This is a genomic window from Brevibacterium casei CIP 102111, assembly GCF_900169275.1.
GTDB lineage: Bacteria > Actinomycetota > Actinomycetes > Actinomycetales > Brevibacteriaceae > Brevibacterium > Brevibacterium casei.
Genome location: NZ_FXZC01000006.1, coordinates 145006 through 167825, shown reverse-complemented (window position 1 = coordinate 167825; position 22820 = coordinate 145006). Strand labels below are relative to the sequence as shown.

The following is a 22820-nucleotide window of genomic DNA, read 5'->3' as shown; positions in this document are numbered from 1 at the left end:
TGATTCTTACGTTAGATGTAAGCCGGATTCACGCTGATCTGCGGGATCGCGAGTGTCTCCAACCTAACCGCTGCACCCCTATCTGACCAGGGCTTTCGCGCTTGATCTTACATTTGATGCATGATTCGTACATTTAATGTAAGGTCGTGGTGTGGTGTTCACGGATGGCCAGGGGCCTGGCTCGGAGGCGTCGCCGTCGATCGGCGGCGTGACGCTGCTGCGGCCCGCGGAGCAGGTGTTCGAAGAGATGGTGTCGGGTTGGTCGGCGCAGCAGACCTCGCGGATGCTGCGGGCTCAGACGATCAGGACCAGGGCCTCGCAGGTGCGGCGGTTCGCGGACTTCTGCGGCACGTCGCCGTGGGAGTGGTCCCCGGCCGATGTCGAGGAGTGGACGACCTCGATGGTCTCGGGGGCTCGTCCGTTGTCGGTCTCGACGGTGAGGGCGTATCAGAACGCGGTGGCGATGTTCTGCGACTATCTGACCGATCACCGCTACGGGTGGGCGGATCGGTGCGTGGAGCTGTTCGGCACCCATCCGGTGCAGGTGTGCCATGAGTGGAACACCGCCGTCCACGCCAGCGACCACGAGGGTCGTGCGGCGGTGCGGCCGCTGTCTCGGACCGAGTTGCAGTCGTTCTTCGACTACGCCGACGACCTGGTGGACCGGGCACGCTCATCGCGGCGCAAGGGCTGGTTGACGCTGTTCCGCGACGCGACGCTGTTCAAGATCATCTACGCCTTCGGGCTGCGCCGCCGCGAGGCGGCGATGCTCGACCTGCACGACTTCACCCGCAACCCTCAAGGCCCGGAGTTCGGCCGGTTCGGGGTCTGCAACGTCCGCTGGGGCAAGGCGATGCGCGGCTCGCCGCCTCGCCGCCGAGCGGTACTGGCAGTGTTCGACTGGACCCGGCCGGTGATCGAGGAGTACGTCACCGAGGTCCGTCCCCGGTTCGACATCGCGGACGAGGCGATCTTGTGGCCGACCGAGCGACAGGGCCGCATCCGGCTCAAGCACATCGACGACCGGTTCGCCGAGTGGCGCGACGACCTCGGCCTGGACCCGGTGCTGCACCCGCACTGTCTGCGGCACTCGTACGTGACGCATCTGATCGAGGACGGCTTCGACCCACTGTTCGTCCAACAGCAGGTCGGGCACCGCTGGGGCTCGACCACCGCCCTCTACACCGGCGTCTCGGGCGACTACCGCAACCGCACCCTGCGCCGCGCCCTGGACGCGGCGTTCACCCCACCATCGGCGATCGAGGAAGGCTGACCATCATGACGAAGACCGTCGCCTACCACTGGCATCTACGCAAGGTGATGAACGAGCACGGCATGCAGTCCACCACCGATCTGGTGCCGCTGCTGGCCGATCGGGGCGTGGTGATGACCTCCACGCAGGTCTACCGGATCGTGGTCGGGCAGCCCGAACGGTTGAACATGCAGTTCTTGGCTGCGCTCTGTGACATCTTCGGCGTCACGCCCAGCGATCTGATCGCGCCCTACGTCGCGTCGTCCTCGCAGCGCGGGCGCAAGACCGGCACCACCGGGGCGGCCACGCCGCCGAAGCCGAGCAAGAACCGTCCGAGGCGCGCCACGATCCGCGGCGCTGAGGAGTCCTGAGCACCAGCGCCCGCCGCTGCGCTGCCTGTGGTCTGCCAATCCAACGCTCCGACGTTGCCGGCCCGCGGTGCCGATGCAGCGACACGTGGCTCGCCGCCGCCCGTCTCGCCGTCAAGCGCGAGCAGCAGCACGCGACGATCCTGGGCCTGCTGCACACCGTCGATACCACCGTCTCCGGCGAGCTGGTCGAGGGCCTGCTCACCAAGGTCGCTGCGGCACCTGCCGCCCGGTCACAGCTCACCAAGCACCTGGTCGCTGATCCGGGCGTGCTCACCACCGGCGGGTCGCGGATGCCGAAGGCCGTCGGTGAGTTCCTCTACGCCGCTATCGCCGCCGGCGTGACCGGGCTGGTCTCGCCCTCGTGCGCGCTGTGTTCGCGGCCCCGCACTCTGTTCCACACCCACGGCGAGGGTGAGCGCATCTGCACGAGCTGCTACAGCCGCGTACGCACCGCGACCTGCTCCCGCTGCGGACGCGAGAACCAGCGCATCAAGACCACCGACGGCCACGGCCCGATCTGCGAACGCTGCCACCAGCACGACCGCCCACAGGAAGTCTGCGCGAGTTGCGGCCGCACCCGCGTCCTCACCCGCTCCCGCGACGACGGCTTGGGCTACTGCCGAGGATGCCGCGCCGAGCGAGGACGGCGTGAGGCCTGCATCGGCTGCGGACGAAGCCGCCGGGTCAACGCCCGTACCGCCGAGGGGGACGCGATCTGCGGCACTTGCTACGCCCGCACCCGCGCCGCCGAGGACGCCTGCGACGAGTGCGGCACCATCGGGCCATTGGCGGTCAGAGCCGGTGGACGACGCGACGGATCACGCAATCTCTGCGTCCGCTGCTACCGGCATCCCACGAAGCCCTGCGGCATCTGCGGACGGTCCAGACGGGTCGCGCTGAAGGCCACCGACACGACACCGGACATCTGCCCGACCTGCTACCAGGCGCCGATGATCGACTGCTCCCTCTGCGGCCAGCAGGCCCTCGGCCGACGCACCACCAACCACGGCAGGCCCCGCTGCTTCGCCTGCCAAGCCGCCCAGCAGATCGACGCCGCACTCACCGGCTCCGACGGGACGATCCGCCCCGAGCTCAAGAGCGTCCGCGACGCGCTGACCGAGCTGAAACAGCCCCGGTCCCTTCTGAACAACTGGCACAGTCTCGCCAGCCTGCGCCTGCTCACCGACATCGCCCAGGGCCGGATCGACCTGTCGCACGATGCCCTCGACGCACGCCCGCAGGTCTTCTCGGTGACCTACCTGCGCGCCATGCTCGTCGCCGCCGGCGCGCTCCCGCCACGCGACGAGAACGCCGCCCGGCTGCACCGCTACGCCACCCAAGCCGTCGCCGACATCACCGACCCCGAACTGCGCGGGGTGCTGTCCCGCTACGCCCGCTGGCACGTCGCCGGCCGCGCCAAGGCCGACCGTCACGGCCGCATCACCGCCCACGTCGCAGCCCGCTGCCGGGGCGACATCCACACCGCGCACGCCTTCCTCGACTACCTCACCGACAGCGGCCACACGCTCGATGACTGCCCGCAAGCCTGCGTCGACGCCTGGCTCAGCAGCAGCCGAGACGCCCGACTGATCTTCATCCGGTGGCTCAAACGAGGCGGCTACCTCCGACACATCAGGCTCCCCGATCCCGTCGTGCCCAAGCACCCCGGCCACGACATCGACCCCGACGAACAGTTCGCCCTGGCCCGCCGGCTCCTGCACGACCCGGACGCCGCCAGCATCGAGGACCGCGCCGCCGCCTGCCTGATCCTGCTCTACGCCCAACCCGCCGCGAAGATCGCCGCCCTGACCACCAGTGACATCGAGACCCGCGACGGCGACACATACCTCGCCCTCGGCCCCGAGCCGCTGCTGCTCATCCCGCCCCTGGACGCCCTCGTCACCGCGCTACCAGTCGCCAAACCGTTCGGCACCGCGAGCACCCTGGCCGATGGCCGGTGGCTGTTCACCGGCAAGAACGCCGGCACCCACCTGCACCCCACGTCGCTCATGGCACGCATGAACCGGCTCGGGATCACCACCCGAGCCAGCCGGAACACCGCGCTTCTGCACCTGGCATCCACGACCCCGCCCGCCGTGTTCGCCTCCCTCATCGGCATCAGCATCGGCACCGCCACCCGCTGGGCCGCACTCGCCGGGGCCTCCTGGAACACCTACGCGACGATGCGCTAGTGGACCATCGCCAGCACTGGCCGCCTCCGCCATGTCAGTGCTTCATGATCTACTGAGATACCTAGTTCAAAACGGAGGCAGCAGGAGCATATATGGGGCGACGGAAGCGCAAAGAAGGATTGCTCTTGAAGTTTGGCACTATAACCTGCACGGGATGCGACGGAGTGCGGTTGCTCGCGCGAGAATGCCACGACTGTGGGGCACAACCGAAACCCCATGAGGTCCAGCACGACCTCCAGCGTCGAGAACGCCTCGTCGTTGAGTTTCGGGATAAGCGACGGCCACCGGATCACGATATCTCTCCTGAACTAGACAACCTTCTTACGGAACAAGACCGAGCGATAAAGCGCGTGCTCCAAGCCCTGGCCGATGCCTCCCGGACAGACCGCACCGCCGACTCATTGGTGGCAGCATTTGCCTTGCTGGATCAACTGGTAGCCACTTGGCAGAACAAACTGCCAAGGCCACAGCGAAATCGCGGCAGAATCATAGGTAACGCGCTTCGGAAGTTCGCTGAGGGTTCTGATCTTTTCGTCGAAGCATTAAGAGCACCCGACATGCTCTCAGCCCAGGAGCTTGAACGCCAGGGCAACAAGATTTTTGACGAGGCAGCGACCATACTCGCGGATCTCAACCGTATAAACCAAGCTGACGAGGTTTTCTCGGAAGAATCGCCCTCGGAAGCGCTCAACAGGATTGGCCAGTCTGCACGACAACTTGCAGGACATGAGCACTCCCTAAAGGAACTGGACCAGGCATTAAGGATCGGAGCAGGATGGGAGTCTGCCTCAGAGGGCATGGGGCTCCAGGCGCACACTATTCACTCCATGGCTCTGGCCTCCTTCGATCTGGATTCCTTCACTCAAATCATGTCCGCTTCGGATGCCGCTGTCGGGATAGGCGGCAAGGACTTCGCGCAGTCTGAGGAATGGAAGCGTCGACACGCTCGTGCGGCGGCGTTTCTCGGGAGCGCGGCCGCGTCTGTTCATCAAGGGATTTTTGCGGAAGGTGGCAGCGACTTCGAAGTAGCGCATCGGGCAGTCGAAGCGGTGGCCACCTTTCGCGACGGCGTATTGAAGCACACTCTAGCGACTACCCTCTCGAACTCGACGGATGAGTACGTGAGGCTGAATCGCAAGAATGGCGGAGCTGTCATAGGAAAAGCCGCATCAGCTCACCCCGAGCTTCTCTTAGACGAGAATCTGACTCCCGCACTGCGTAACGCCGGAGCACACGCTGGCATTGATTTGATCGAGCACGGTCTCAAGATCGATGGCAACAACTTCACGACGGATCATTTCATTGATCGATTCCTCGCCTACCTCGAAACTGCGATAGCTACCTTCATGGGTGTCACACTTGCCATGGCACGCCTCGGGGTTGATTTTGAATACAATCATTACCTGGCATCTAGAGATCGCGACGCTGCGGTCGCGCTCTTACTGGGAGCATTCAACCTCAAGTGCGACTCTGTTGATGTCAGTAACGAAGGCGTGACCATTCACGCGAGTGGACCTGAACCGGACTGGATGACCCTCGCTGCGGTGCTTAGTGCCATGTTCTTAAGCTCGACAACTTTAGGAACAATCTGTGTCACCACGGAGTCGCGAGAGCATGTTTTCGTCACCTCCCTAGACAGGTTCAGAACCTATACGGAAGGCATTGAATCGCTAGACGCAAAGCAATCCATCCTTCGACTTACCGCAATCACTGCCGCCAGTAGCCTCGACGGCACTTCGCCTTGGCCTAAGGAAGAGTGGGACCGAGTAGCGAGGGCAATAATCGCTAGAGAAGAGTCAGAGGACCTTCGCACCTGGGTGCGTAATATTCGCGAACTTCGCGGATACGCTCGCGAAGCTCACCTTGCCGAAGTTGCGAGCGCCTGTGACGACGCGTTAGCCGCACTACGCCGTTAGTCGCACGTTCGTTCAGCAGTCTCATTGTCGGTTATGCAGTGATCGGTGCTCCTATACCTAACTCGATCAGCGCCGAGGAACCTCAGGACGTCCCGCCCCGGAGAGCTAGGCACTGGGAGCGCACCTGACTGCCATGCATACTCTTAGCGCTAACCTCCTATTCCGTCACTTCGATCATCGGACCCTGCCGGTGTAATCTCGGAAATTGCATCTAATGCACGATTCTTACGTTAGCTGTACGGCGGATTCACGCCGACCTAGGGGGATTGCAGACTCCTCGAACGTAGCGCCCACGCTACCTGGAACAGCTACGACCGCTCCAAGGTGACAGGACTTCGCAGGCGAACGAGGCTCCGGAATCGCTAAAGGTAGACACAGACCGCACCCGCCTGGCACGTCTCGGGCTCAACGTCCTCAGCAGCCGCCCGTAGCTGGGCGATGGTCTCACGCAGCCGGCCGAGTTCGGCAATCTGCTCATCGACTTCGGCCAGGCGCATACCCAGCAGTTCCCGGACGTGTTCACACGGGGCCGTCCCGCTGTCCCGGATCTGGAGGATCTGTCGGATCTGCGCGAGCGTCAGTGCTGCGGCTTGGCCGCGATGGATGAAATCGAGCCGGGCGAGAGTCTCCGGGCCATAATCGCGGTAGCCCGATGCGGTTCGCGCAGCAGGCAGCAGAAGCCCCTGGTCTTCGTAGAATCGCAGCGTCTTGGCAGTCGTGCCCGCCGCTTGGGCCAGCTCCCCGATACGCATGACGTCCTCCTCCGCCCTCGCTTGACCTTCCAGTGTAGTGGAAGGTTGAGAATGATGGTCGGAGGCGAGAACCGAACGTCTGGGAGGAACGCATCATGGGCTCGAAGGTCGATCTGGCGATCATCGGATCAGGCGGCGCGGCCTTCGCCGCAGCGATCCGGGCCACCTGGCTGGGCAAGTCGGTGGTGATGATCGAGCGGTCAACGTTCGGGGGCACGTGCGTGAACACCGGTTGCATTCCCTCGAAGAGCCTGCTCGCAGCCGCCGAGGCGCGGCATACAGCGTCCGATGCCGCGCGGTTTCCGGGGATCGCGGCGGCGGCCGGCCCCGTGGACATGCCGGGCCTGGTCGGTGCCACTCAGTCACTGGTGGAATCATTGCGCGGTGAGAAGTACGAGGACGTGGCCGACGCCTATGGGTGGCGGGTCCTGCACGCCGACGCCTCGTTCGCCGGGACCCCGGACGGCCCGTTGCTGCACACCGTCACCGGTGACGGCAAGGCTGAGGCGATCAGGGCCGATCACTACCTGATCGCGACGGGATCAGCCCCCTGGGCGGCACCAATCCCCGGCCTGGCCACCATGGACTATCTGACCTCGACTACCGCGATGGAACTCACCGAGGTCCCCGACTCCCTGCTCGTGCTCGGTGGCGGCTACGTGGCGATGGAACAAGCACAGTTGTTCGCCCGACTCGGCGCCCGGGTCACCATGCTGGTCCGCTCCCGGCTGGCATCGAAAGAGGAACCCGAAGCCTCCCGGGCCCTGGAGGACGTGTTCGCCGACGAAGGCATCCACGTTGTTCGACCCGCCGAGGTCACCTCCATGCTCCGCGACCCGGCCAGCAGCCAGGTCGTCGCGACGGCGAACGTCTCCGGCACCGAGCAGGAGTTCCGAGCCGACCGGGTGCTGGTGGCCACCGGCCGTCGCCCGGTCACCGAGGGACTCAACCTCGACGCCGTCGAGGTCAACACCGGCCAGGCCGGAGAAGTCGTGGTCAGCGACCAACTTCAGTCGACGAACCGGCGGGTCTGGGCTGCCGGGGACGTGACCGGGCACCACGAGTTCGTCTATGTTGCCGCGCAACACGGGGCGATGATCGTCGACAATGCGTTCACCAGCACCGACCGCACTGTCGACTACGCCCGCCTGCCACGAGTGACGTTCACCAGTCCCGCCCTTGCAGCGGTGGGTATGACGGAAGCAGACGTCCTCGCTGCGGGGATCCGGTGCGACTGCCGGGTCCTGCCCCTGACATACGTGCCCCGCGCGCTGGTCAACCGAGACACCCGCGGCTTGATCAAGATCGTCGTCGACGCCGACACCGGTCGCATCCTCGGACTCACTGCGGTCGCCAAGGACGCCGGTGAACTCGCCGCAACCGGTGTCTACATCCTCGAAGGCGGGATGACACTCGAACAGGTCTCCCGAAGCTGGGCGCCGTATCTGACGATGGCCGAAGGCATCAGGATCGCCGCCCAATCATTCACCACCGACGTCTCCAAACTCTCCTGCTGCGCGGTATGACCCGCTGGGCCGAACTGTCGCGGGCCGCCTGGAACAATGACACGGCGGCCGCAGCTGACGCACATCACACCGTCGAGGTTCACTGAATTGGCCTGGGTTGAGTTCCGATCTTTATACAAGGATGGAACTACGATGCCAAGCACATACGACCCTGAACTTCGTCAGCGTGCACTTCGGATGCTCGCTGAGGCCCGCCCCGAGCACGGGTCTCTGACCGCGGCTTGCCGTCACGTCGGTGGCCTCCTTGGAGTGAGTCCGGAGACGCTGCGCGTGTGGCAGCGCCGCTACGACATCGATACCGGTGTGACGCCCGGCGTCACGAGCGATATGGCCGAAGAGAACCGACGCCTGCGACGCGAGAACGCCGAACTGAAGAAGGCCAACGAAGTTCTTAAAGCTGCGAGCGTGTTTTTCGCGAAGGAACTCGACCGACCACGAACGAAATGATCAGATTCGTTGACGAGTATCGTGATCGTTTCGGGGTCGAGTTCCTCTGTCGTACGCTGCGTGCGGCAGTTCGTGGGTTCCTTACCTCCCGCGGGTACCGGGCCGCGAAACAGCGGCCCGCGTCAGCGAGACAGCTGTGCGATGAACTCCTCGTGCCGGAGATCCAGCAGCTCCACGCCAAGCATTATGGCGTGTACGGACGCCGGAAAATGCACGCGCTGCTGAAGCGTGAGGGGTGGAAGATCGGCCGCGACCAGACCGAGCGTCTGATGCGGCTCGCGGGCGTGCGCGGGGTGCGGAAATCAAAGCGAGTGTTCACCACGCGCTCCGACAAAGCGGCGGCACTGCCTGCCGATCTAGTCAACCGGAGATTCGTCGCGGATGGGCCGCGCAAGCTCTGGGTGTGCGACGTGACCTACGTCGCTACCTGGTCTGGGTTCGCGTATGTCGCGTTCGTCACCGACGTGTACTCGCGCAGGATCGTGGGCTGGAACGTTGCTGCGACGCTGAAGTCTGAGGTCCTGCCGATGCAGGCGCTCGATATGGCGGCCTGGCAGTCAGGCGGCCGGCTCGATGGGCTCATCCATCACGCCGATCACGGGTCGAACTACACCGCCATGGTCTACACGGATCGCATCGCGGAACTCGGAGCGGTGCCCTCGACCGGAACTGTCGGCGACAGTTTCGATAACGCGATGGCTGAGGCGGTCAACAACCTCTACAAGACCGAGCTCATTCGTCAGCAGGGGCCGTGGCGGACGGTTGAGCAGGTCGAGCTCGCGACGCTCGAATATGTGTGGTGGTGGAACCACGAACGCCTCCACGGAGAACTCGACATGCGCACACCAACCGAGGTCGAGCAGGCGTACTACGCTGGAACCGAGACGCTTCTGTCACTGACCGGCTGACAGGAAAACCGGTCGGAACTGAAACCGGGCCAATTCAATCGCGTCGGCAGGGCTGATCCTCGCCAGCTCTGACCCGCGTTCGGTGCTCTCAGTGATCGAACTCTCACGTGCTGCCTACCGCAAGATGAAACAGAACCTGTGGTAGGCGGCGGGGTACAACCTGATTTCGGTGCCGCTTGCCGCCGGTGTGCTCGCCCGCGTCGGGTTCGGGCTGCCGATGTCGGTCGGAGCGATTCTGATGTCGCTGTCGACGATCGTCGTGTCGCTGAATGCCCAGCTCTTGCGCCGCATCGATCTCAGCTCAGAAGCCAGCACTCGCGCCGTGCTCGAACGCACGAACTGAACTCACGCAGCCCAGGATCAGCACATGTCATCAACCGCTGAATCGCATGCGTCGCACCACGGGTGTATCGGCGATATGAAGCGCTACCTGCAGCGCATGAAACGAATCGAAGGTTTGGCCCGGGGCATCGCGAACATGATCGACGAAGAGCAGTACTGTATCCACATTCTGACCCAGGTCAGTGCGCTCACCCGCTCGCTGCAGGGGGTGGCGACGGGGCTGCTCGATGACCACCTGAAGCACTGTGTGCTCGATGCCGCCAAGCTTAGCGACGAGGCCGCCCACGAGAAGATTCAGGAGTCCATTGCCGCGGTCAACCGGCTGATCCGATCGTGACTGTGTGAGTCGGTCTCGCGGGTTAGCCTACCGGCATTTCCCGCCGAGCAGGGCCCTCGCGCCGCGCACCCCGGTGCGCTCGGAGCGCGCGGAGCGCCGACAGAATGGCCACAAGGTCAACAATCTCTTGCAGCAGCGCTCCCACCACCGCCGGCAAATAGCCGAATGCGGCGACGAGCATCAAACCGACTGAGATGATGATGCCCATCCAGATCGACTGCAGGGCGATCTGCACCGTGCGCCGCGAGACATAGGCCACATCTGCCACTCGCGCGATGTCGTTCGAGGTGATCACCGCCGCTGCTGACTCGCTCGCGACCGTTGCACCCCTGCCCGCCATCGCAACACCGACGTCGGCGGCCGCCAGCACCGGGGCATCATTGATCCCATCGCCGACCATGAGTACGGGTCTCGGCCGCATCGCCTGCACAATCCGCACCTTGGTCTGGGGAGTGGTCTCAGCGTGCACCGTCTGAATGTCGACCGCGTGTGCGACAGACTCCGCGGTCGACGTGATATCACCGGTCACCATCGCGATCTCGGCTACGCCTGCTCGGCGAAGACGGGACACCGTGTCTGCAGACTGCTCACGAATCGGGTCGGACAAGATGATCACTCCGGCGAGCTCGTCACCGACCGATACGTAGACGGCCGTCTCCCCAGCTGAGAGTACGGGTCGATCGATCGGCCCGGTCACCTCTTCGATAAATGAGGGCTTGCCCACTCGCACCGAGGTGCCGTCTGCCAGGGAGGCGAGGACACCGTTTGTTGCCACCTCGTCGGCCGTCACCACTTCGGGAAGCTCAAGTTGCTGTGTGCGTGCCGATGCCACGATCGGATCGGCGAACACGTGCACGGAGTACTGCTCGGCGGCGGCCGCGAGCTGCAGCGTCTCGTCTACGGTGCGAGCAGCAGGGTGAATCTCGACGACGTCGGCTTTACCTTCGGTCAAGGTGCCGGTCTTGTCGAATGCGACTGCACGGACCCGGGCGAGCACCTCTAACACGCCACCGTCTTTGATGATGACGTTGAGCTTTGCCGCGGAACTCATCCCGCCCATGAACGCGACCGGGGTGGCGATGAGCAGCGGGCACGGCGTCGCCACGACGAGCACCTCGGCAAATCGCACCGGGTCCCCGCTGAGAAACCACGCGAAGCCCGCAATCAGCAATGACACAATGGTGAACGGCACCGCATAACGGTCGGCGAGTCGCACCATCGGTGCCCGGGAGTCCACGGCCTCCTCGACCAACCGTACGATCGAGGCGTAGTTCGAATCGGCTGCCACCTTCTGCGCGCGCATCGTGAAGCTCGTCGTGCTGTTGACCGTTCCAGAAAGCAGTGGGTCGCCCGCGCGGTAGTTCACCGGGATCGGTTCACCGGTCACGGATGATTCATCAATCGTCGCGTGATCCGATAGGAGCACCCCGTCGACGGGGAGGATCTCTGAGGAGCGCACCAGCAGTTCGTCGCCGACTTTCACCTCTTCGATCGCGATGCGTTCGACCTCACCTGTTACCGGGTGAATTCGACCCGCGAATGCTGGGGCTCGGTTCAACAGTTGGTCGAGTTCTCGGCTCGCGCGGCGAGCGGCGAGGTCTTCGAGCGCTTCCCCTCCGGTGAGCATCAACGCGATGATGAGCCCCGCGACATATTCCTGTACGGCGAGTGTCGCGATCATGGCGATGACCGCAAGAATGTCGAGCCCCCAATGCCCACGCATCAGATCTTTGAACATGTCGATCGCGGTGATCACGATCACGATACCGAGCACCAAGTATGCGGTGACCCCGAGAGCCATCTCTGCGCCGGTCAGCCAGAGCATAACCCCGGTCGCCAAACCGACGAGCACGAACATCATGAGCTTGCGGTTGCGAAGAAATTCCACCGTCGATGACATTGCGTGTGACGCTTCCGAGGTACGTGGGGCGATGGTCTGGGCTGGCACGGTGCTGTTCTCAGTCTCTCTTCGTGAGGGTTGAGAGTGCGGTGAGCGCGGTCACATCAGTGATCGTGATCCGCCCCTGTTCCTGTTGTGAGATCACCCCGGTGTCGGTGAGTTTGCGAAGTTGCCGACTGAGGGACTCTGGTGTCGTGGACAGGAGCGAAGCGATGTCCTTCTTTGCGAGCGGCAGCGTCACGTCGATGGCTCCTCGCGGCCCTGGCGTCGCAGGGAGCGAGAGCAGGTAATCGGCGAGACGAGAGCTCACGTTTCCCGAGATGACAGAAGCCAGCCGCGCCTCAGTATCATCCAAGCGCTGACTCACTCCTTGCAGCATGCGCAGCCCGATGCTCGGATGCTTCTCGACGAGACGCCCGAGATCGGCATGACGGAACACGCACAGTTCGGTATGCACGAGCGCTTCTGCTGCGTGATCGGGTCTCGTGCCGGTGAGAAACGCGGATTCTCCGATGAAGTCGCCCGGACCGAGGACCCGGATCACCTGCTCGTGCCCAGCCGCACTTGTGCGAGCGATCTTCACCTGACCGGTGTGCACCACCATCAACTGCGACATATCCGAGCCTGCTGTATACGCCTGCTCGACAGCGTCTAATCGGACGGTACGTGCAAATCCCGCAACTTCCACTTGCTGCGCATGTGTGAGCCCTTGAAACAGTGGTACACGGGCCACGCAGAGATCATTTGCTGGATCAGCATCCACATCGGTCGAAACAGCCAACGGCATCCTTCCCTTCCCTTCTAGTATGGCGACTCGTGGCAAACACACGCGCTTCAGCTGAAGCCAGGGGTGGCGCGTGCAGTGATGTACGCGTGTGGCGTCCGCGGGTTCGAGCGCTGCCCGATCACCTCGAACCCGGCGTGGGTGAGGGCTTCGACCATTTTGTTCATCGGCCACCGGTATGCGGCGGCGATCGGATGGTCGAATGCCTCCAGCCGCGGCCCCACGAAAAAGGACATCAGCAGCGATCCGCCGTCACCCAGCCGAGTGCGCAGTGTTACGAGCGCGTGTAAGAGCTCTTCTGAGCTCATGTGAATGGTCGAATACCAGGCGAGGATCCCGCCCCAGCGGGTCTCGCAGCGGGCGAGATCTTCGATGGAATCGTGATGGAACACAACCGCGGGATGTCTGGCTCGGGCAATCGTGATGAGGCGATCCGATGGTTCGAGCCCTTCCACCGTGTGTCCGAGGCGTGCGAGGTGACCGGTCCAACGCCCGGTACCCGCGCCGACATCGAGAATGGGGCCATCGACTGCCGCGGCCCACGGCTCGATGACCGCACGGTCAGGGTCATCCGGTGAGATCTCGGCGCCGAGAATGCCCTCGATATCAACCTCAGGCGACCCGTATGCATCGGCCACCCGGTTTATTGAGGCCACAGGATCAGACGTCCGTACTGCTGTGAATACGGCGTCCGTCGGTGCCTCAGGCCGCTGGGTCATGGTTCGATGATCACTTTGCCGGCAGTGTGCCCGGCCTCCACCATGGCGACGGCTTCCGCAGCCCGATCGAGACTGTACCGGTCCGTCACCTGCGGGTCGACGAGACCGTACTGGGCGACGCCGGTGACCTTCTCGAGCCCTTCACGCGTGCGCACCACCGCTACGCCACCGAGTTGCTGCACGGTGGTCGGGTCTGCGGTACTGATGATGACGCTCGGGTCTTTGGCGACGACCGCGAGATCACGAAGCGCCTGCCCACCGACCAGGTCGATGAGCACTTCAACACCCTCCGGCGCGATGGCACGCACCCGGCCAGCCGCACCCTCCCCGGAGGCAACGAACGTCGCGCCGGTCGACTCCACCAGTTCCTGCTTCGCTGCACTGGCCACACCGATGACCGTGAACTTGTGCACATTGCCGATCTGCGCCGCCATCAGCCCGACCCCACCTCCGGCGCCAAGAATCAGCATCGTCTGACCAGGTTCCAGCTCGATCTGATGCGTCACGTCATACGCAGTCGCCCCTGCGACAGGCAGTGCTGCAGCGTCAGCAAAGGAAAGCTCTTCGGGCTTCTGGACGGTTTGTGCCGCATCCAACACCGTGTGCTTCGCGAACGTTCCCTGTCCTTTGGCCGCGAGGCCGAGCACCATGTCACCGACAGCGAAGTTCTCGACCTCTGCGCCTACGGCGGTGACGACACCGGAGGCCTCTCGGCCCATCGGTGCGGGAAGCGGCCAGTGGGAGCCCATCTGCCCCGCACGGATCTTCCAGTCAGCAGGGTTCACCCCGGCCGCTTTCACTTCGATCGCGAGCTCTCCAGGCCCAGGCGCCGGAGCGGGGCGTTCAACGAGTTCCTGCGTCTCGGGGCCGCCATAGGCGGCGAAGACCAGCGCTTTCGACATTATTGACTTCTCCTCATTCTCCAGGTGAGTGACACTTACGTGGTTGCCTGTGGCGGAGCGTCTTCATCCGAAGCCTCTGCCGCATCAGCGAGTTCCTTCGTGGCATACTCCGCGTCAATTGCGTGCTCCGGAGGTGAATAGACGGTGTAGAGCACCAAAGGCTCATCGCCAGTGTTGCGGAAGTTGTGGCGAGTACCGGCCGGGACAGCGCACAGGTCGCCAGCATCAACGGTGTGCGTCTCGCCGTCAAGGTCGGCCTCTCCGCTGCCCGACACAAAACTCAGCAACTGGTCGGTGGTGTCATGCACCTCGTCGCCGATCTCCCCGCCCACCGGAATCGTCATCGCAACGAGTTGGGAATGCTTTCCCGTCCAGAGCACCTGACGAAAATTCGTGTTTGCTTTCGCGACCTCGTCGATGATGAAGTGCGTCGCCTTCTCGCCGACGCTGAACTGGTTCTCACTCATGTGTGTGGTCCTTTCTTAAGATGGAAGTTCGGATGAACTCTGGGCCGTGGCTGGTTCGACCGGGCGGCCTGTTTTATGTGCGGCTCGGGCGCGTTCACTCCTCGACAACGCAGTGGCTCCTTGGGTGTTGCGCAGCAGGCGCATCGCGTTGAGGATTACGATGAGCACCGATCCCTCGTGCACGAGCATGCCGATAGCCATCGTGACACCCCCTGCGAAGACCCCGACGAGCAGCACGACAACGGTGATGAGCGCGATCCAGATGTTCTGGCGCATGACGTTCACGGTGCGTTTGGCGAGGCTGATTGCTTCGGGCAGTTTCAAGAGGTTGTCGCCCATCAGGGCAATGTCTGCCGTCTCCACGGCCACCGCTGAGCCCGCTGCACCCATGGCAACACCAATGTCGGCGGTCGCGAGGGCCGGGGCGTCGTTCACGCCGTCGCCCACCATCGCGACCGTGTGCCCCTCGCGCTGCAACCGCGCGACAGCGTCGAGCTTGTCCTCGGGTAGCAACGAAGCATGGATCTCATCGATACCGACCGCCTCACCGATGGCTTCGGCGACAAGGCGCGTATCTCCGGTGAGCATCACCACCTTCTGCACCCCGCTAGCGTGCAAGCGCCTGATCATCTCGGGGGCATCTTCGCGGATCGTATCTGCGACACCGATTACGCCAAGCACGCTCTCATCGACCGCGACAATCATGGGGGTCTTGCCTGCCGCTGCCAGTTTGTTCGCAGCCACAGCCGCCCCCGCGTCGTTCACGATCCCGTACTGTTCGAGCAGCGGCACGTTACCGATGAGTACCCGCTTGCCGTGAGCGTCGGCCACGATCCCCTTGCCCACGACCGGTGTGACCGATCCCGGAAGGCCCTCGGGGGCCACTCCTTCTTCTCGTGCGGTGTCGAGGATCGGGCGGGCAAGTGGGTGCTCGGACCCTGCTTCTGCTGCGGCGGCCCAGCGAAGCACCTCGCGCCGATCCGCTTCAGGATTGAGCACAACGATGTCGGTGAGTACCGGGCGGCCCTCGGTGAGAGTCCCCGTCTTATCGACTGCGACGGCCGAGATCTTGGCCGAGGTTTCGAGGTACTCGCCGCCCTTGATGAGAATCCCGTTGCGGGCCGAGCGGCCGATTCCCGCTACGATCGCCACGGGAATCGAGATGACGAGCGCGCCCGGGCAACCGATCACGAGCAACGTGAGGCCGAGCACTACGTCACCAGAGATGAGGCCCGCCGCAAGCGCGAGTACCATCACCGCGGGCGTGTACCACTTCGAGAATCGGTCGATGAATGCCTGCGTTTTCGCTTTCGCATCCTGCGCTTCTTCGACACGGTGAATGATGCGCGCGAGCGTCGTGTCGGCTCCGATGCCGGTCGCCATGACCTGTAGGAATCCGCCCCGCGAGATCGTGCCCGCAAACACGTGATCTGACTTCGTCTTTTCGACAGGGATCGACTCACCCGTGATCGATGCCTCGTCGATCGCTCCGGTGCCTGACACGACCTGCCCGTCGACGGGAACTTTCGCTCCGTTCTTTACGAGCACGATCTCGCCCATGCGCACCTGATGTGCGGCGATCTCGACCTGCTCACCGTCGCGCATCACGACTGCAACGTCGGGGGCCACCGCGACCAACTCAGCGAGCGCTGCACGGGTCTTGTTCATCGTGCCGGCTTCGAGTGCGTGACCGATCGCGAAGAGGAACGTCACGGCGGCAGCTTCCCAGAAGTTGCCGATAAGTGTCGCGCCGATCGCTGCAATCGATACGAGCAGGTCGATACTGATGAACTTTACGAGCAGTGCCCGGACGGCCTTCACGACGATTCCGTACCCCGCGACAATTGCTGCGGCGAGCATGAACGCGTTCGCAAGGGTAAACACATGACCAGAACCGTGGGCGTGTTCGCCAGCGTCGATCCACCATTGCGGACCGACCGTGACGTTCCAGCTGCCGCCGAAGAGCTTTTCGACGCCGAACGACACGAGAATGAGGAGGCCCGAGACAACGGGAATGAACCAGTTGCCATACCGCCACTTACGGAACGCGTTCACGAATGTGCCGCCTTTCGAATTGGTGAACTTAGTGCGTTAGGAGCCGTTTGGCTAGAACGCAGAGGCCTTCGACTTATAGCCGGCCTTATCGACAGCAGCAATGAGATCGTCGACGGAACTTCTTGTCTCATCGTGGTCGATCTCAACGCGACCCGAGGCGAAGTGCACCGTCACGTTCTCGACGCCATCGAGCTTGCCGACCTGCTTCTCGATCTTGGTCACGCACGACGGGCACGAGAAACCCTCGGCGCGCAGCAGAGTGTGGGTGGTGTCAGTAGCGTTCGCCATGATGAGTCCTTTCGCTTCACCCCGAAACGGGGATCGACCAGGAGGTTCCTGGCCTTTACGACCCAGACTATTGTGTTGACAGAGCCTCAGCCTTGACCTAGATCAAGTCGTGCTAGGAGCTCCTCTCTGTGGCTCACCAGCTACTTGGGTGCCGTGAGTCGCTTCTTGGTTGATCTGCTGGGTGCCATGAAGGTCTACAAGACCGAACTGATCCGTCAGCAAGGCCCTGGCGGACGGTCGAGCAGGTCGAGCTTGCGACCCTCGAATACGTGTGGTGGTGGAACCATGAGCGTCTCCACGGGGAACTCGATATGCGTACTCCGATCGAGGTCGAACAGGCGTACTACGCTGAAACCGAGACGCTTCTGTCACCGACCGGCTGACAGACAAACCGGTCGGAACAAGAACCAGGCCAATTCACACCGACTGCCAGATCTGGCTCAGCGCAGATCCAGAAACTGGTGCAGCTCGGTAAATGCCTCGCGGACCACTGTGTAGTGAGCCCACCTGCCGCGCTGCTCCCGGGTCAGCAGACCCGCCTCGACGAGCTTCTTGAGGTGGTGACTCACAGTCGGTTGGCTGATGTCAAGGACCTCGATGAGGTCGCAGGCGCACACGGCCTCACAGCCCTGGGCCGCCACGTGTGACAGCACACGCAGCCGTGTCGGGTCCGACAGCGCTTTGAGTCGCTTCGCGAGGCACTCGGCGTCGGCGGCACCGATCGGGGTCGCGGCCAGCGAGCAGCACTCCGCCGGTGCCTCGACGACCATCTTCGGGCTCTCCAGTGCAGTGCTCATCACCCCATCTTACATTGACGACCATCGATGTGACGGTTAGCGTGGGACATAGACATTCATCAATACGAGGAGTCGGGCGAATGGCACGACAGCAACTACGCCTGCGCCGAATGCCGCGCCGGTGCTGAAGGAGATGTCCTTCCTGGACCGGTGGCTACCGGCCTGGATTCTGCTGGCGATGGGCGTCGGGCTGCTGCTGGGCCGCTTCCTACCGGGACTGAACACGGCGCTGGAATCGATGACGATCGGTGAGGTGTCCCTGCCGATCGCCATCGGGCTGCTGGTGATGATGTACCCGGTGCTGGCGAAGGTCCGCTACGACGAGACCCGTCGCGTGACCGGCGACAAGCGGTTGCTGGGCCTGTCCCTGGTGCTCAACTGGGTCGTCGGTCCGGCAGTCATGTTCGTGCTGGCCTGGGTCTTCCTGACCGACCTGCCCGAGTACCGCACCGGGCTGATCATTGTGGGCCTGGCCCGCTGCATCGCCATGGTCCTCATCTGGAACGACCTAGCCTGCGGCGACCGCGAGGCCGCCGCCGTGCTGGTAGCGGTCAACTCGGTGTTCCAGGTCTTCGCCTTCGGCGCCCTGGGCTGGTTCTACCTCCAGCTCCTGCCGTCGTGGCTGGGCCTGCCGACCACCTCGGCGGACTTCTCCGTCTGGGCGATCGTGGTTTCCGTGCTCGTGTTCCTCGGCATCCCCCTTCTCGCCGGATTCCTCACCCGCGTCCTGGGCGAGAAAGCCAAGGGACGGCAGTGGTACGAGGAGAAGTTCCTGCCCAAGCTCGGACCCTGGGCGCTGTACGGGCTGCTGTTCACCATCGTGCTGCTGTTCGCACTCCAGGGTGGGGCCATCACCTCCCAGCCCTTCGACGTCGTCCGGATCGCCGTTCCGCTGCTCATCTACTTCGCACTCATGTTCGCCATCGGCCTGCTCGCCTCAAGAGCCGCCGGCCTCAGCTACGCAAAATCGACCACTGTGGCGTTCACCGCCTCGGGCAACAACTTCGAACTCGCCATCGCCGTGGCGATCGGCACCTTCGGCGTCACCTCCGGTCAAGCCCTGGCCGGGGTCGTCGGCCCGCTCATCGAGGTCCCCGTCCTCGTCGGCCTCGTCTACGTCTCGCTCTGGGTCGGCCAGCGGCTCTTCCCGAACGACCCGACTGTCCCTGCCCGCAGAACTCAGGAAGCCCGACGATGACCACCGCACCTGCCCCGAAGCCCAGTGTCCTGTTCGTCTGCGTCAAGAACGGCGGCAAGTCCCAGATGGCCGCAGCACTGATGCGCCACCATGCCGGGGATGCGATCGAGGTCCATTCGGCCGGCACCAAGCCCGGCGGGTCGCTGAACAGCCTCTCGACCGAGGTGATCGCCGAAGCTGGGGCTGATATGGCCGGCGAGTCCCCGAGGCCCATCAATCCCGACCTGCTGGCCCGGATGGACCGGGTCGTCGTGCTCGGCGACGAGGCACACATCAAGCCCCTCGACGACATGACCGGGACCATCGAGACCTGGCACACCGATGAGCCCTCCACGCGCGGTATCGAGGGCATCGAGCGGATGCGCATGGTCCGCGACGACATCGACCGCCGCGTCCGCACCCTCCTGACCGAACTCATGAGCGCCTGACCCCCAACCCGCCTGATTGGAAGGCTCCGCATGAGCACAGCACCCGAGACCAAGCCCAGCGTCCTGCTCGTCTGCGTCCACAACGCCGGCCGCTCCCAAATGGCCGCCGGTTACCTGCGCGCGCTATCCGATGATCGCATTGAAGTCCGCTCAGCCGGTTCCGAGCCCGCCGAACAGCTCAACCCTGTCGTCGTCGAGGCGATGACCGAAGACGGCATCGACATCACCGCAGCCACCCCCAAAGTGCTGACTAGGGAGGCGGTCCACGCCTCCGACGTCGTCATCACCATGGGCTGCGGGGACGCCTGCCCGATCTTCCCCGGCAAACGCTACGAGGACTGGCAGCTCGACGACCCGCAGGAGAAGACATCGATGAGGTCCGCCGCATCCGCGATGACATCAAACACCGGATCACCTGGTTGATCGCCGACCTCCTGCCGCAGAAGGACGACGTGCAGTGACGTAGAGGCCACCCCGCCGCATCGGCCACCCCGTTCTACCTCTGCGATTACCGATGGCCGACAGTGCGCTCAGCGAGAATGCACTCGCCTTCGGAACAGGCCTATGGCTGCCACCTTTTCGGTGGTCGGGTACTTCTCAAGCAGTTCCTTGGCCCAGGCCCGGCGGTTGGCCAGCGGTAGTGGGATCGCCGGCGAAAACGTCACGCAACCACTGCCGCGGATTTTCTTGTCGCCAAGCCTGGCGCTGCGCACTGACTGAGCCACGGTAACGATCCTCCGAGCGAACCTGGGCGACTGCGCGGAACACACCACCGCTGCCGGCGATCAATGACGTGTCGGCCCGCTCTTCACTGGCCAGCAGGCCCTCCGGGCTGCCGGCCCCGACCGTCCCGATTCCGAGCCACTGGCGAGCCTTGCCGCCGCTGTTGGTCGCCATCCGCGACGGCATCAAGCAGGACCCGCGACCTCAGATCGCGTTCACGCCATCAGAGAGGGTGGGCGCACCTGGATGACATGAAGGAAGCAATCAAGCTATTCCGGGACTTCGATCATCCGACCCTGCCGGTCGGGGCCTGATCCATCATGGGTGTGTTCCCCGACTTCGAGGGCCTGGGAGGCATCGGTGAACTGCGCGAGGTCATCGGCGCACTGCTGACGTTCGTGCTGATCGTCGCGGTGCTGATGCTCATCGTCTGCGCCATCGCCTGGGCGATCGCCTCCGCCAACGGCCACCACGGCGCAGCGACCAAAGCCCGCATCGGCGCCTGGACCGCCTTGGGCGCCGCGGTGCTCGCCGGCGGCGGGGTGGCGTGGCTGAACTGGCTGATCGACCTCGGCCAACAACTCTGAGCCCCGCGGCTCACGAACCCTTCATGTTCGCGGCGCCTGGGGGCGGGTGGTGCACCTGATCGGCGAGAACCCCTCTCGCCGAACTTTCGAAGGAGCACCCCACGATGAGCACTCTGACTCTCGCCCTGGAAACCGCCACCGCCCTCGGCCCGGGGCTGCCGATGCAGGTCGACATCAACCCCAACGACTCCGGTCTGCCCGGCATCTCCCAGTTGCGCACCATTGTCGGGGCGATCATGACCATCGGCCTGATCCTGTCCGTCCTCGCCTTGATCATTTCGGCGATCGTGTGGGGCTTCGGCGCCAACAGCAGCAACCCCCACCTCGCGGGTAGGGGCAAGATCGGCGTCCTCGTGTCCTGTGGCGCGGCGATCATCTGCGGAGCGTCGGTGACGTTGATCAACTTCTTCTGGAACGTCGGCCAACAGGTCTGACGCCACCCACCAACAACCTTCTCGACTCTTCGTGAGGAAGTGATTCCCGGTGGGCGTCTGCGATGTTCCCATCATCTCCTCGGTCTGCGATGTGGCCGGCGAAGCCGCCGCCACCCTCGTCTCGGCCCCCTTCGACTGGCTCGCCAGTGCGATGGGCGCCGCCGCCGGGTGGTTGTTCGAAGCGGTGTGGTCGGTGTTCGACACCACCACCCTGGTCGACGTCACCCGCGATGAGTACATCGCGGTCTACAACATCCTGTTCGGCATCGCGATCTTCATCATGCTGATCTTCTTCTGCCTCCAACTCATCACCGGGCTGATCCGCCGCGACCCCACCGCCCTGTCCCGAGCCGCCCTGGGGCTGGCGAAATCGGTCCTCGGGTCGTTCGTGGTCATCACCCTGACCGCGCTGTTGTTGGAGATCGTCGACCAGCTCAGCGTCGGGATCATCCACGCCGCAGGCGAGACCACCGAGTCCATGGGCGACAAGATCACCCTCCTCGTCGCTGGACTAGCCGCGATCAACATCGCCGCACCCGGGGTCGGAGCGATCATCACCATCTTCCTCGCCGGGCTCGCTATCAGCGCCGCCGCGATCGTCTGGCTCAGCCTGTTGGTCCGCAAAGCGCTGTTGCTGGTGGCGATCGTGCTCGCACCCCTGGCGTTCTCGGGTGCGTCGTGGGATGCCACGAAGGGGTGGATCAGCAAGTGGGCGATGTTCGTCATCGCCCTGATCGTCTCCAAGCTCGTCCTAGTCGTGATGTTCCTGGTCGCCATCACCCAGGTCTCCGCACCGATCGATGGCGACCTGGCCTCGGTCGCGGACCCGATCGCCGGGATCGTGTTGATGGCGATGGCCGCCTTCGCCCCCTACATGACCTACAAGTTCCTGAACTTCGTGGGCTTCGACATGTACCACGCGATCGGCTCCGAACAGGACGCCAAGAGCGCCCTGAACCGGCCGATGCCGACCCCGACCAAGCCGCAAGGCGGCAACGACCCGAAAAAGGTTCTCGATGAAGGCGGCGGCAAGTCCGGCGGCGGTGGAGGAGACGGTGGCGGTGGGAAGAAACCACCGGAGCCGAAGAACCCGAAACCCCAAGCCTCCAGCGGCGCCGCTGGCTCGGCCGGAGCGGGTGGCGGTAAAGCCGCCGCGAGTAGTGGAGCCGGCGCGGGCGCTGGTGCCAGTGGCGGAGCCGGCGCAGGAGCTGGTGCGGGTGCGGCTGCTGCTGGTCCTGCCGCGGCCGCAGTGGTGGCGGCGAAGGTCGCCAAAGATTCAGCTGCCGCCGGCCCCAAGGCCGGCAAGGCCCTTGGCAATCAGGGCGAAGCCGCCGCCGATTCCGCGGGTCAGGCCGGCAGCACACCACCGTCCGCGCAAGCGCCCCCGCCATCAACGCCGGCACCCAAGACACCCTCGCCTGGCCCATCTGCGTCGGAGGTGCGTCCTCCGACGCAGCCTCCGCCGCCGGCACCGAAGCCCACCGGGAAGGAGTAA

Annotated in this window: 22 protein-coding genes and 3 pseudogenes; 15 read left to right on the top strand and 10 right to left on the bottom strand. The window is 64.1% G+C overall.

Features of this window, described 5'->3' with window-relative positions:
• Positions 1 to 151 precede the first annotated feature (151 nt).
• From BC102111_RS14280 to BC102111_RS14265, 4 genes are all read left to right on the top strand, one after another.
• Positions 152 to 1273, top strand: a complete 1122-nt coding sequence (locus BC102111_RS14280) for a tyrosine-type recombinase/integrase (RefSeq protein WP_232252487.1) — start codon at positions 152 to 154, stop codon at positions 1271 to 1273.
• 5 nt (positions 1274 to 1278) lie between these two features.
• Positions 1279 to 1623 (top strand): helix-turn-helix domain-containing protein, encoded by a 345-nt coding sequence (locus BC102111_RS14275; RefSeq protein ID WP_101624677.1) that lies wholly within the window; start codon positions 1279 to 1281, stop codon positions 1621 to 1623.
• Positions 1624 to 1889: 266 nt separating this feature from the next.
• Entirely contained in the window at positions 1890 to 3815 is a 1926-nt protein-coding gene (locus BC102111_RS14270) for a hypothetical protein (protein WP_232252488.1), read from the top strand.
• A gap of 350 nt (positions 3816 to 4165) precedes the next feature.
• Positions 4166 to 5731 (top strand): hypothetical protein, encoded by a 1566-nt coding sequence (locus tag BC102111_RS14265; protein WP_146001434.1) that lies wholly within the window; start codon positions 4166 to 4168, stop codon positions 5729 to 5731.
• A 362-nt stretch (positions 5732 to 6093) separates the two neighbouring features.
• Here BC102111_RS14265 and BC102111_RS14260 read toward each other — a convergent pair whose 3' ends face one another.
• Entirely contained in the window at positions 6094 to 6483 is a 390-nt protein-coding gene (locus BC102111_RS14260; RefSeq protein WP_101624675.1) for a heavy metal-responsive transcriptional regulator, read from the bottom strand.
• 95 nt (positions 6484 to 6578) lie between these two features.
• Here BC102111_RS14260 and merA point away from each other — a divergent pair, with 95 nt between their 5' ends.
• The 4 genes and pseudogenes from merA (at position 6579) to BC102111_RS14240 (ending at position 10043) form a co-directional block, all read left to right on the top strand.
• Positions 6579 to 8009 (top strand): mercury(II) reductase, encoded by a 1431-nt coding sequence (merA, locus tag BC102111_RS14255; RefSeq protein WP_101624674.1) that lies wholly within the window; start codon positions 6579 to 6581, stop codon positions 8007 to 8009.
• A 132-nt stretch (positions 8010 to 8141) separates the two neighbouring features.
• Positions 8142 to 9364 (top strand): IS3 family transposase gene (locus tag BC102111_RS14250; protein ID WP_101624673.1). Its coding sequence is split into 2 segments (ribosomal slippage): positions 8142 to 8427 and positions 8427 to 9364, totalling 1224 coding nucleotides; the frame shifts between segments, so codons are not numbered across the junction.
• Positions 9365 to 9398: 34 nt separating this feature from the next.
• Positions 9399 to 9707, top strand: a pseudogene (locus tag BC102111_RS14245) (hypothetical protein); the annotation flags it as partial.
• Positions 9708 to 9731: 24 nt separating this feature from the next.
• The gene (locus tag BC102111_RS14240; protein WP_101624672.1) at positions 9732 to 10043 is read left to right on the top strand and encodes a metal-sensitive transcriptional regulator; all 312 of its coding nucleotides are present in this window, start codon (positions 9732 to 9734) and stop codon (positions 10041 to 10043) included.
• A 22-nt stretch (positions 10044 to 10065) separates the two neighbouring features.
• Here BC102111_RS14240 and BC102111_RS14235 read toward each other — a convergent pair whose 3' ends face one another.
• The 7 genes from BC102111_RS14235 to BC102111_RS14205 form a co-directional block, all read right to left on the bottom strand.
• A complete protein-coding gene (locus tag BC102111_RS14235) occupies positions 10066 to 11943 on the bottom strand; it encodes a heavy metal translocating P-type ATPase (protein WP_101624671.1) in 1878 nt (625 codons plus the stop codon).
• Between the two features lie 58 nt (positions 11944 to 12001).
• Positions 12002 to 12730, bottom strand: coding sequence for a Crp/Fnr family transcriptional regulator (locus BC102111_RS14230; RefSeq protein WP_026139334.1), 729 nt, complete (start codon positions 12728 to 12730; stop codon positions 12002 to 12004).
• A gap of 47 nt (positions 12731 to 12777) precedes the next feature.
• Positions 12778 to 13365: a class I SAM-dependent methyltransferase gene (locus BC102111_RS14225; RefSeq protein WP_232252490.1), complete on the bottom strand. Its 588-nt coding sequence runs from the start codon at positions 13363 to 13365 to the stop codon at positions 12778 to 12780.
• A gap of 77 nt (positions 13366 to 13442) precedes the next feature.
• Entirely contained in the window at positions 13443 to 14348 is a 906-nt protein-coding gene (locus tag BC102111_RS14220; RefSeq protein ID WP_101624669.1) for an NADP-dependent oxidoreductase, read from the bottom strand.
• Between the two features lie 35 nt (positions 14349 to 14383).
• Positions 14384 to 14815: a cupin domain-containing protein gene (locus BC102111_RS14215; RefSeq protein ID WP_101624668.1), complete on the bottom strand. Its 432-nt coding sequence runs from the start codon at positions 14813 to 14815 to the stop codon at positions 14384 to 14386.
• Positions 14816 to 14830: 15 nt separating this feature from the next.
• Complete coding sequence (locus BC102111_RS14210) at positions 14831 to 16870, bottom strand: heavy metal translocating P-type ATPase (RefSeq protein ID WP_101624667.1); 2040 nt, start codon at positions 16868 to 16870, stop codon at positions 14831 to 14833.
• Between the two features lie 51 nt (positions 16871 to 16921).
• On the bottom strand, positions 16922 to 17158 hold the full coding sequence (locus tag BC102111_RS14205; RefSeq protein ID WP_017791819.1) for a heavy-metal-associated domain-containing protein: 237 nt from the start codon (positions 17156 to 17158) through the stop codon (positions 16922 to 16924).
• 239 nt (positions 17159 to 17397) lie between these two features.
• On the opposite strand from BC102111_RS14205, the pseudogene BC102111_RS14200 reads away from it, so the two are divergent.
• Positions 17398 to 17541: pseudogene (locus BC102111_RS14200) on the top strand (IS3 family transposase); the annotation flags it as partial.
• A 57-nt stretch (positions 17542 to 17598) separates the two neighbouring features.
• Here the strand turns inward: BC102111_RS14200 and BC102111_RS14195 are convergent.
• A complete protein-coding gene (locus tag BC102111_RS14195) occupies positions 17599 to 17955 on the bottom strand; it encodes an ArsR/SmtB family transcription factor (RefSeq protein ID WP_101624666.1) in 357 nt (118 codons plus the stop codon).
• A gap of 133 nt (positions 17956 to 18088) precedes the next feature.
• Between BC102111_RS14195 and arsB the strand changes: the two genes are divergently transcribed.
• From arsB to BC102111_RS17885, 3 genes and pseudogenes are all read left to right on the top strand, one after another.
• Positions 18089 to 19153 carry an ACR3 family arsenite efflux transporter gene (gene arsB / locus BC102111_RS14190; protein ID WP_101624665.1) on the top strand — a complete coding sequence of 355 codons (1065 nt, stop codon included), beginning with the start codon at positions 18089 to 18091 and terminating at the stop codon, positions 19151 to 19153.
• A complete protein-coding gene (locus BC102111_RS17890) occupies positions 19150 to 19581 on the top strand; it encodes an arsenate-mycothiol transferase ArsC (protein ID WP_197907865.1) in 432 nt (143 codons plus the stop codon). The genes arsB and BC102111_RS17890 overlap by 4 nt, the downstream gene beginning before the upstream one ends.
• A 30-nt stretch (positions 19582 to 19611) precedes the next feature.
• Positions 19612 to 20042 (top strand): annotated as a pseudogene (locus BC102111_RS17885) (arsenate reductase ArsC).
• A 69-nt stretch (positions 20043 to 20111) separates the two neighbouring features.
• Here BC102111_RS17885 and BC102111_RS17600 read toward each other — a convergent pair.
• Complete coding sequence (locus tag BC102111_RS17600) at positions 20112 to 20306, bottom strand: hypothetical protein (protein WP_146001433.1); 195 nt, start codon at positions 20304 to 20306, stop codon at positions 20112 to 20114.
• A 318-nt stretch (positions 20307 to 20624) separates the two neighbouring features.
• Between BC102111_RS17600 and BC102111_RS14180 the strand changes: the two genes are divergently transcribed.
• The 3 genes from BC102111_RS14180 to BC102111_RS14170 all read left to right on the top strand — a co-directional run bounded on the left by BC102111_RS14180 (position 20625) and on the right by BC102111_RS14170 (position 22820).
• Positions 20625 to 20891 carry a DUF6112 family protein gene (locus BC102111_RS14180; protein WP_101624664.1) on the top strand — a complete coding sequence of 89 codons (267 nt, stop codon included), beginning with the start codon at positions 20625 to 20627 and terminating at the stop codon, positions 20889 to 20891.
• A gap of 104 nt (positions 20892 to 20995) precedes the next feature.
• On the top strand, positions 20996 to 21325 hold the full coding sequence (locus tag BC102111_RS14175; protein WP_101624663.1) for a DUF6112 family protein: 330 nt from the start codon (positions 20996 to 20998) through the stop codon (positions 21323 to 21325).
• Between the two features lie 49 nt (positions 21326 to 21374).
• Entirely contained in the window at positions 21375 to 22820 is a 1446-nt protein-coding gene (locus BC102111_RS14170) for a conjugal transfer protein TrbL (RefSeq protein ID WP_101624662.1), read from the top strand.

Bases quoted from the DNA above. Each gene is read 5' to 3' on its own strand.
- BC102111_RS14275 (WP_101624677.1), top strand. From the start codon at position 1,279: ATGACGAAGACCGTCGCCTACCACTGGCATCTACGCAAGGTGATGAAC.
- BC102111_RS14260 (WP_101624675.1), bottom strand. From the start codon at position 6,483: ATGCGTATCGGGGAGCTGGCCCAAGCGGCGGGCACGACTGCCAAGACG.
- merA (WP_101624674.1), top strand. From the start codon at position 6,579: ATGGGCTCGAAGGTCGATCTGGCGATCATCGGATCAGGCGGCGCGGCC.
- BC102111_RS14240 (WP_101624672.1), top strand. From the start codon at position 9,732: ATGTCATCAACCGCTGAATCGCATGCGTCGCACCACGGGTGTATCGGC.
- BC102111_RS14235 (WP_101624671.1), bottom strand. From the start codon at position 11,943: ATGTCATCGACGGTGGAATTTCTTCGCAACCGCAAGCTCATGATGTTC.
- BC102111_RS14230 (WP_026139334.1), bottom strand. From the start codon at position 12,730: ATGCCGTTGGCTGTTTCGACCGATGTGGATGCTGATCCAGCAAATGAT.
- BC102111_RS14220 (WP_101624669.1), bottom strand. From the start codon at position 14,348: ATGTCGAAAGCGCTGGTCTTCGCCGCCTATGGCGGCCCCGAGACGCAG.
- BC102111_RS14215 (WP_101624668.1), bottom strand. From the start codon at position 14,815: ATGAGTGAGAACCAGTTCAGCGTCGGCGAGAAGGCGACGCACTTCATC.
- BC102111_RS14205 (WP_017791819.1), bottom strand. From the start codon at position 17,158: ATGGCGAACGCTACTGACACCACCCACACTCTGCTGCGCGCCGAGGGT.
- BC102111_RS14195 (WP_101624666.1), bottom strand. From the start codon at position 17,955: ATGAGCACTGCACTGGAGAGCCCGAAGATGGTCGTCGAGGCACCGGCG.
- arsB (WP_101624665.1), top strand. From the start codon at position 18,089: ATGTCCTTCCTGGACCGGTGGCTACCGGCCTGGATTCTGCTGGCGATG.
- BC102111_RS17890 (WP_197907865.1), top strand. From the start codon at position 19,150: ATGACCACCGCACCTGCCCCGAAGCCCAGTGTCCTGTTCGTCTGCGTC.
- BC102111_RS14180 (WP_101624664.1), top strand. From the start codon at position 20,625: ATGGGTGTGTTCCCCGACTTCGAGGGCCTGGGAGGCATCGGTGAACTG.
- BC102111_RS14175 (WP_101624663.1), top strand. From the start codon at position 20,996: ATGAGCACTCTGACTCTCGCCCTGGAAACCGCCACCGCCCTCGGCCCG.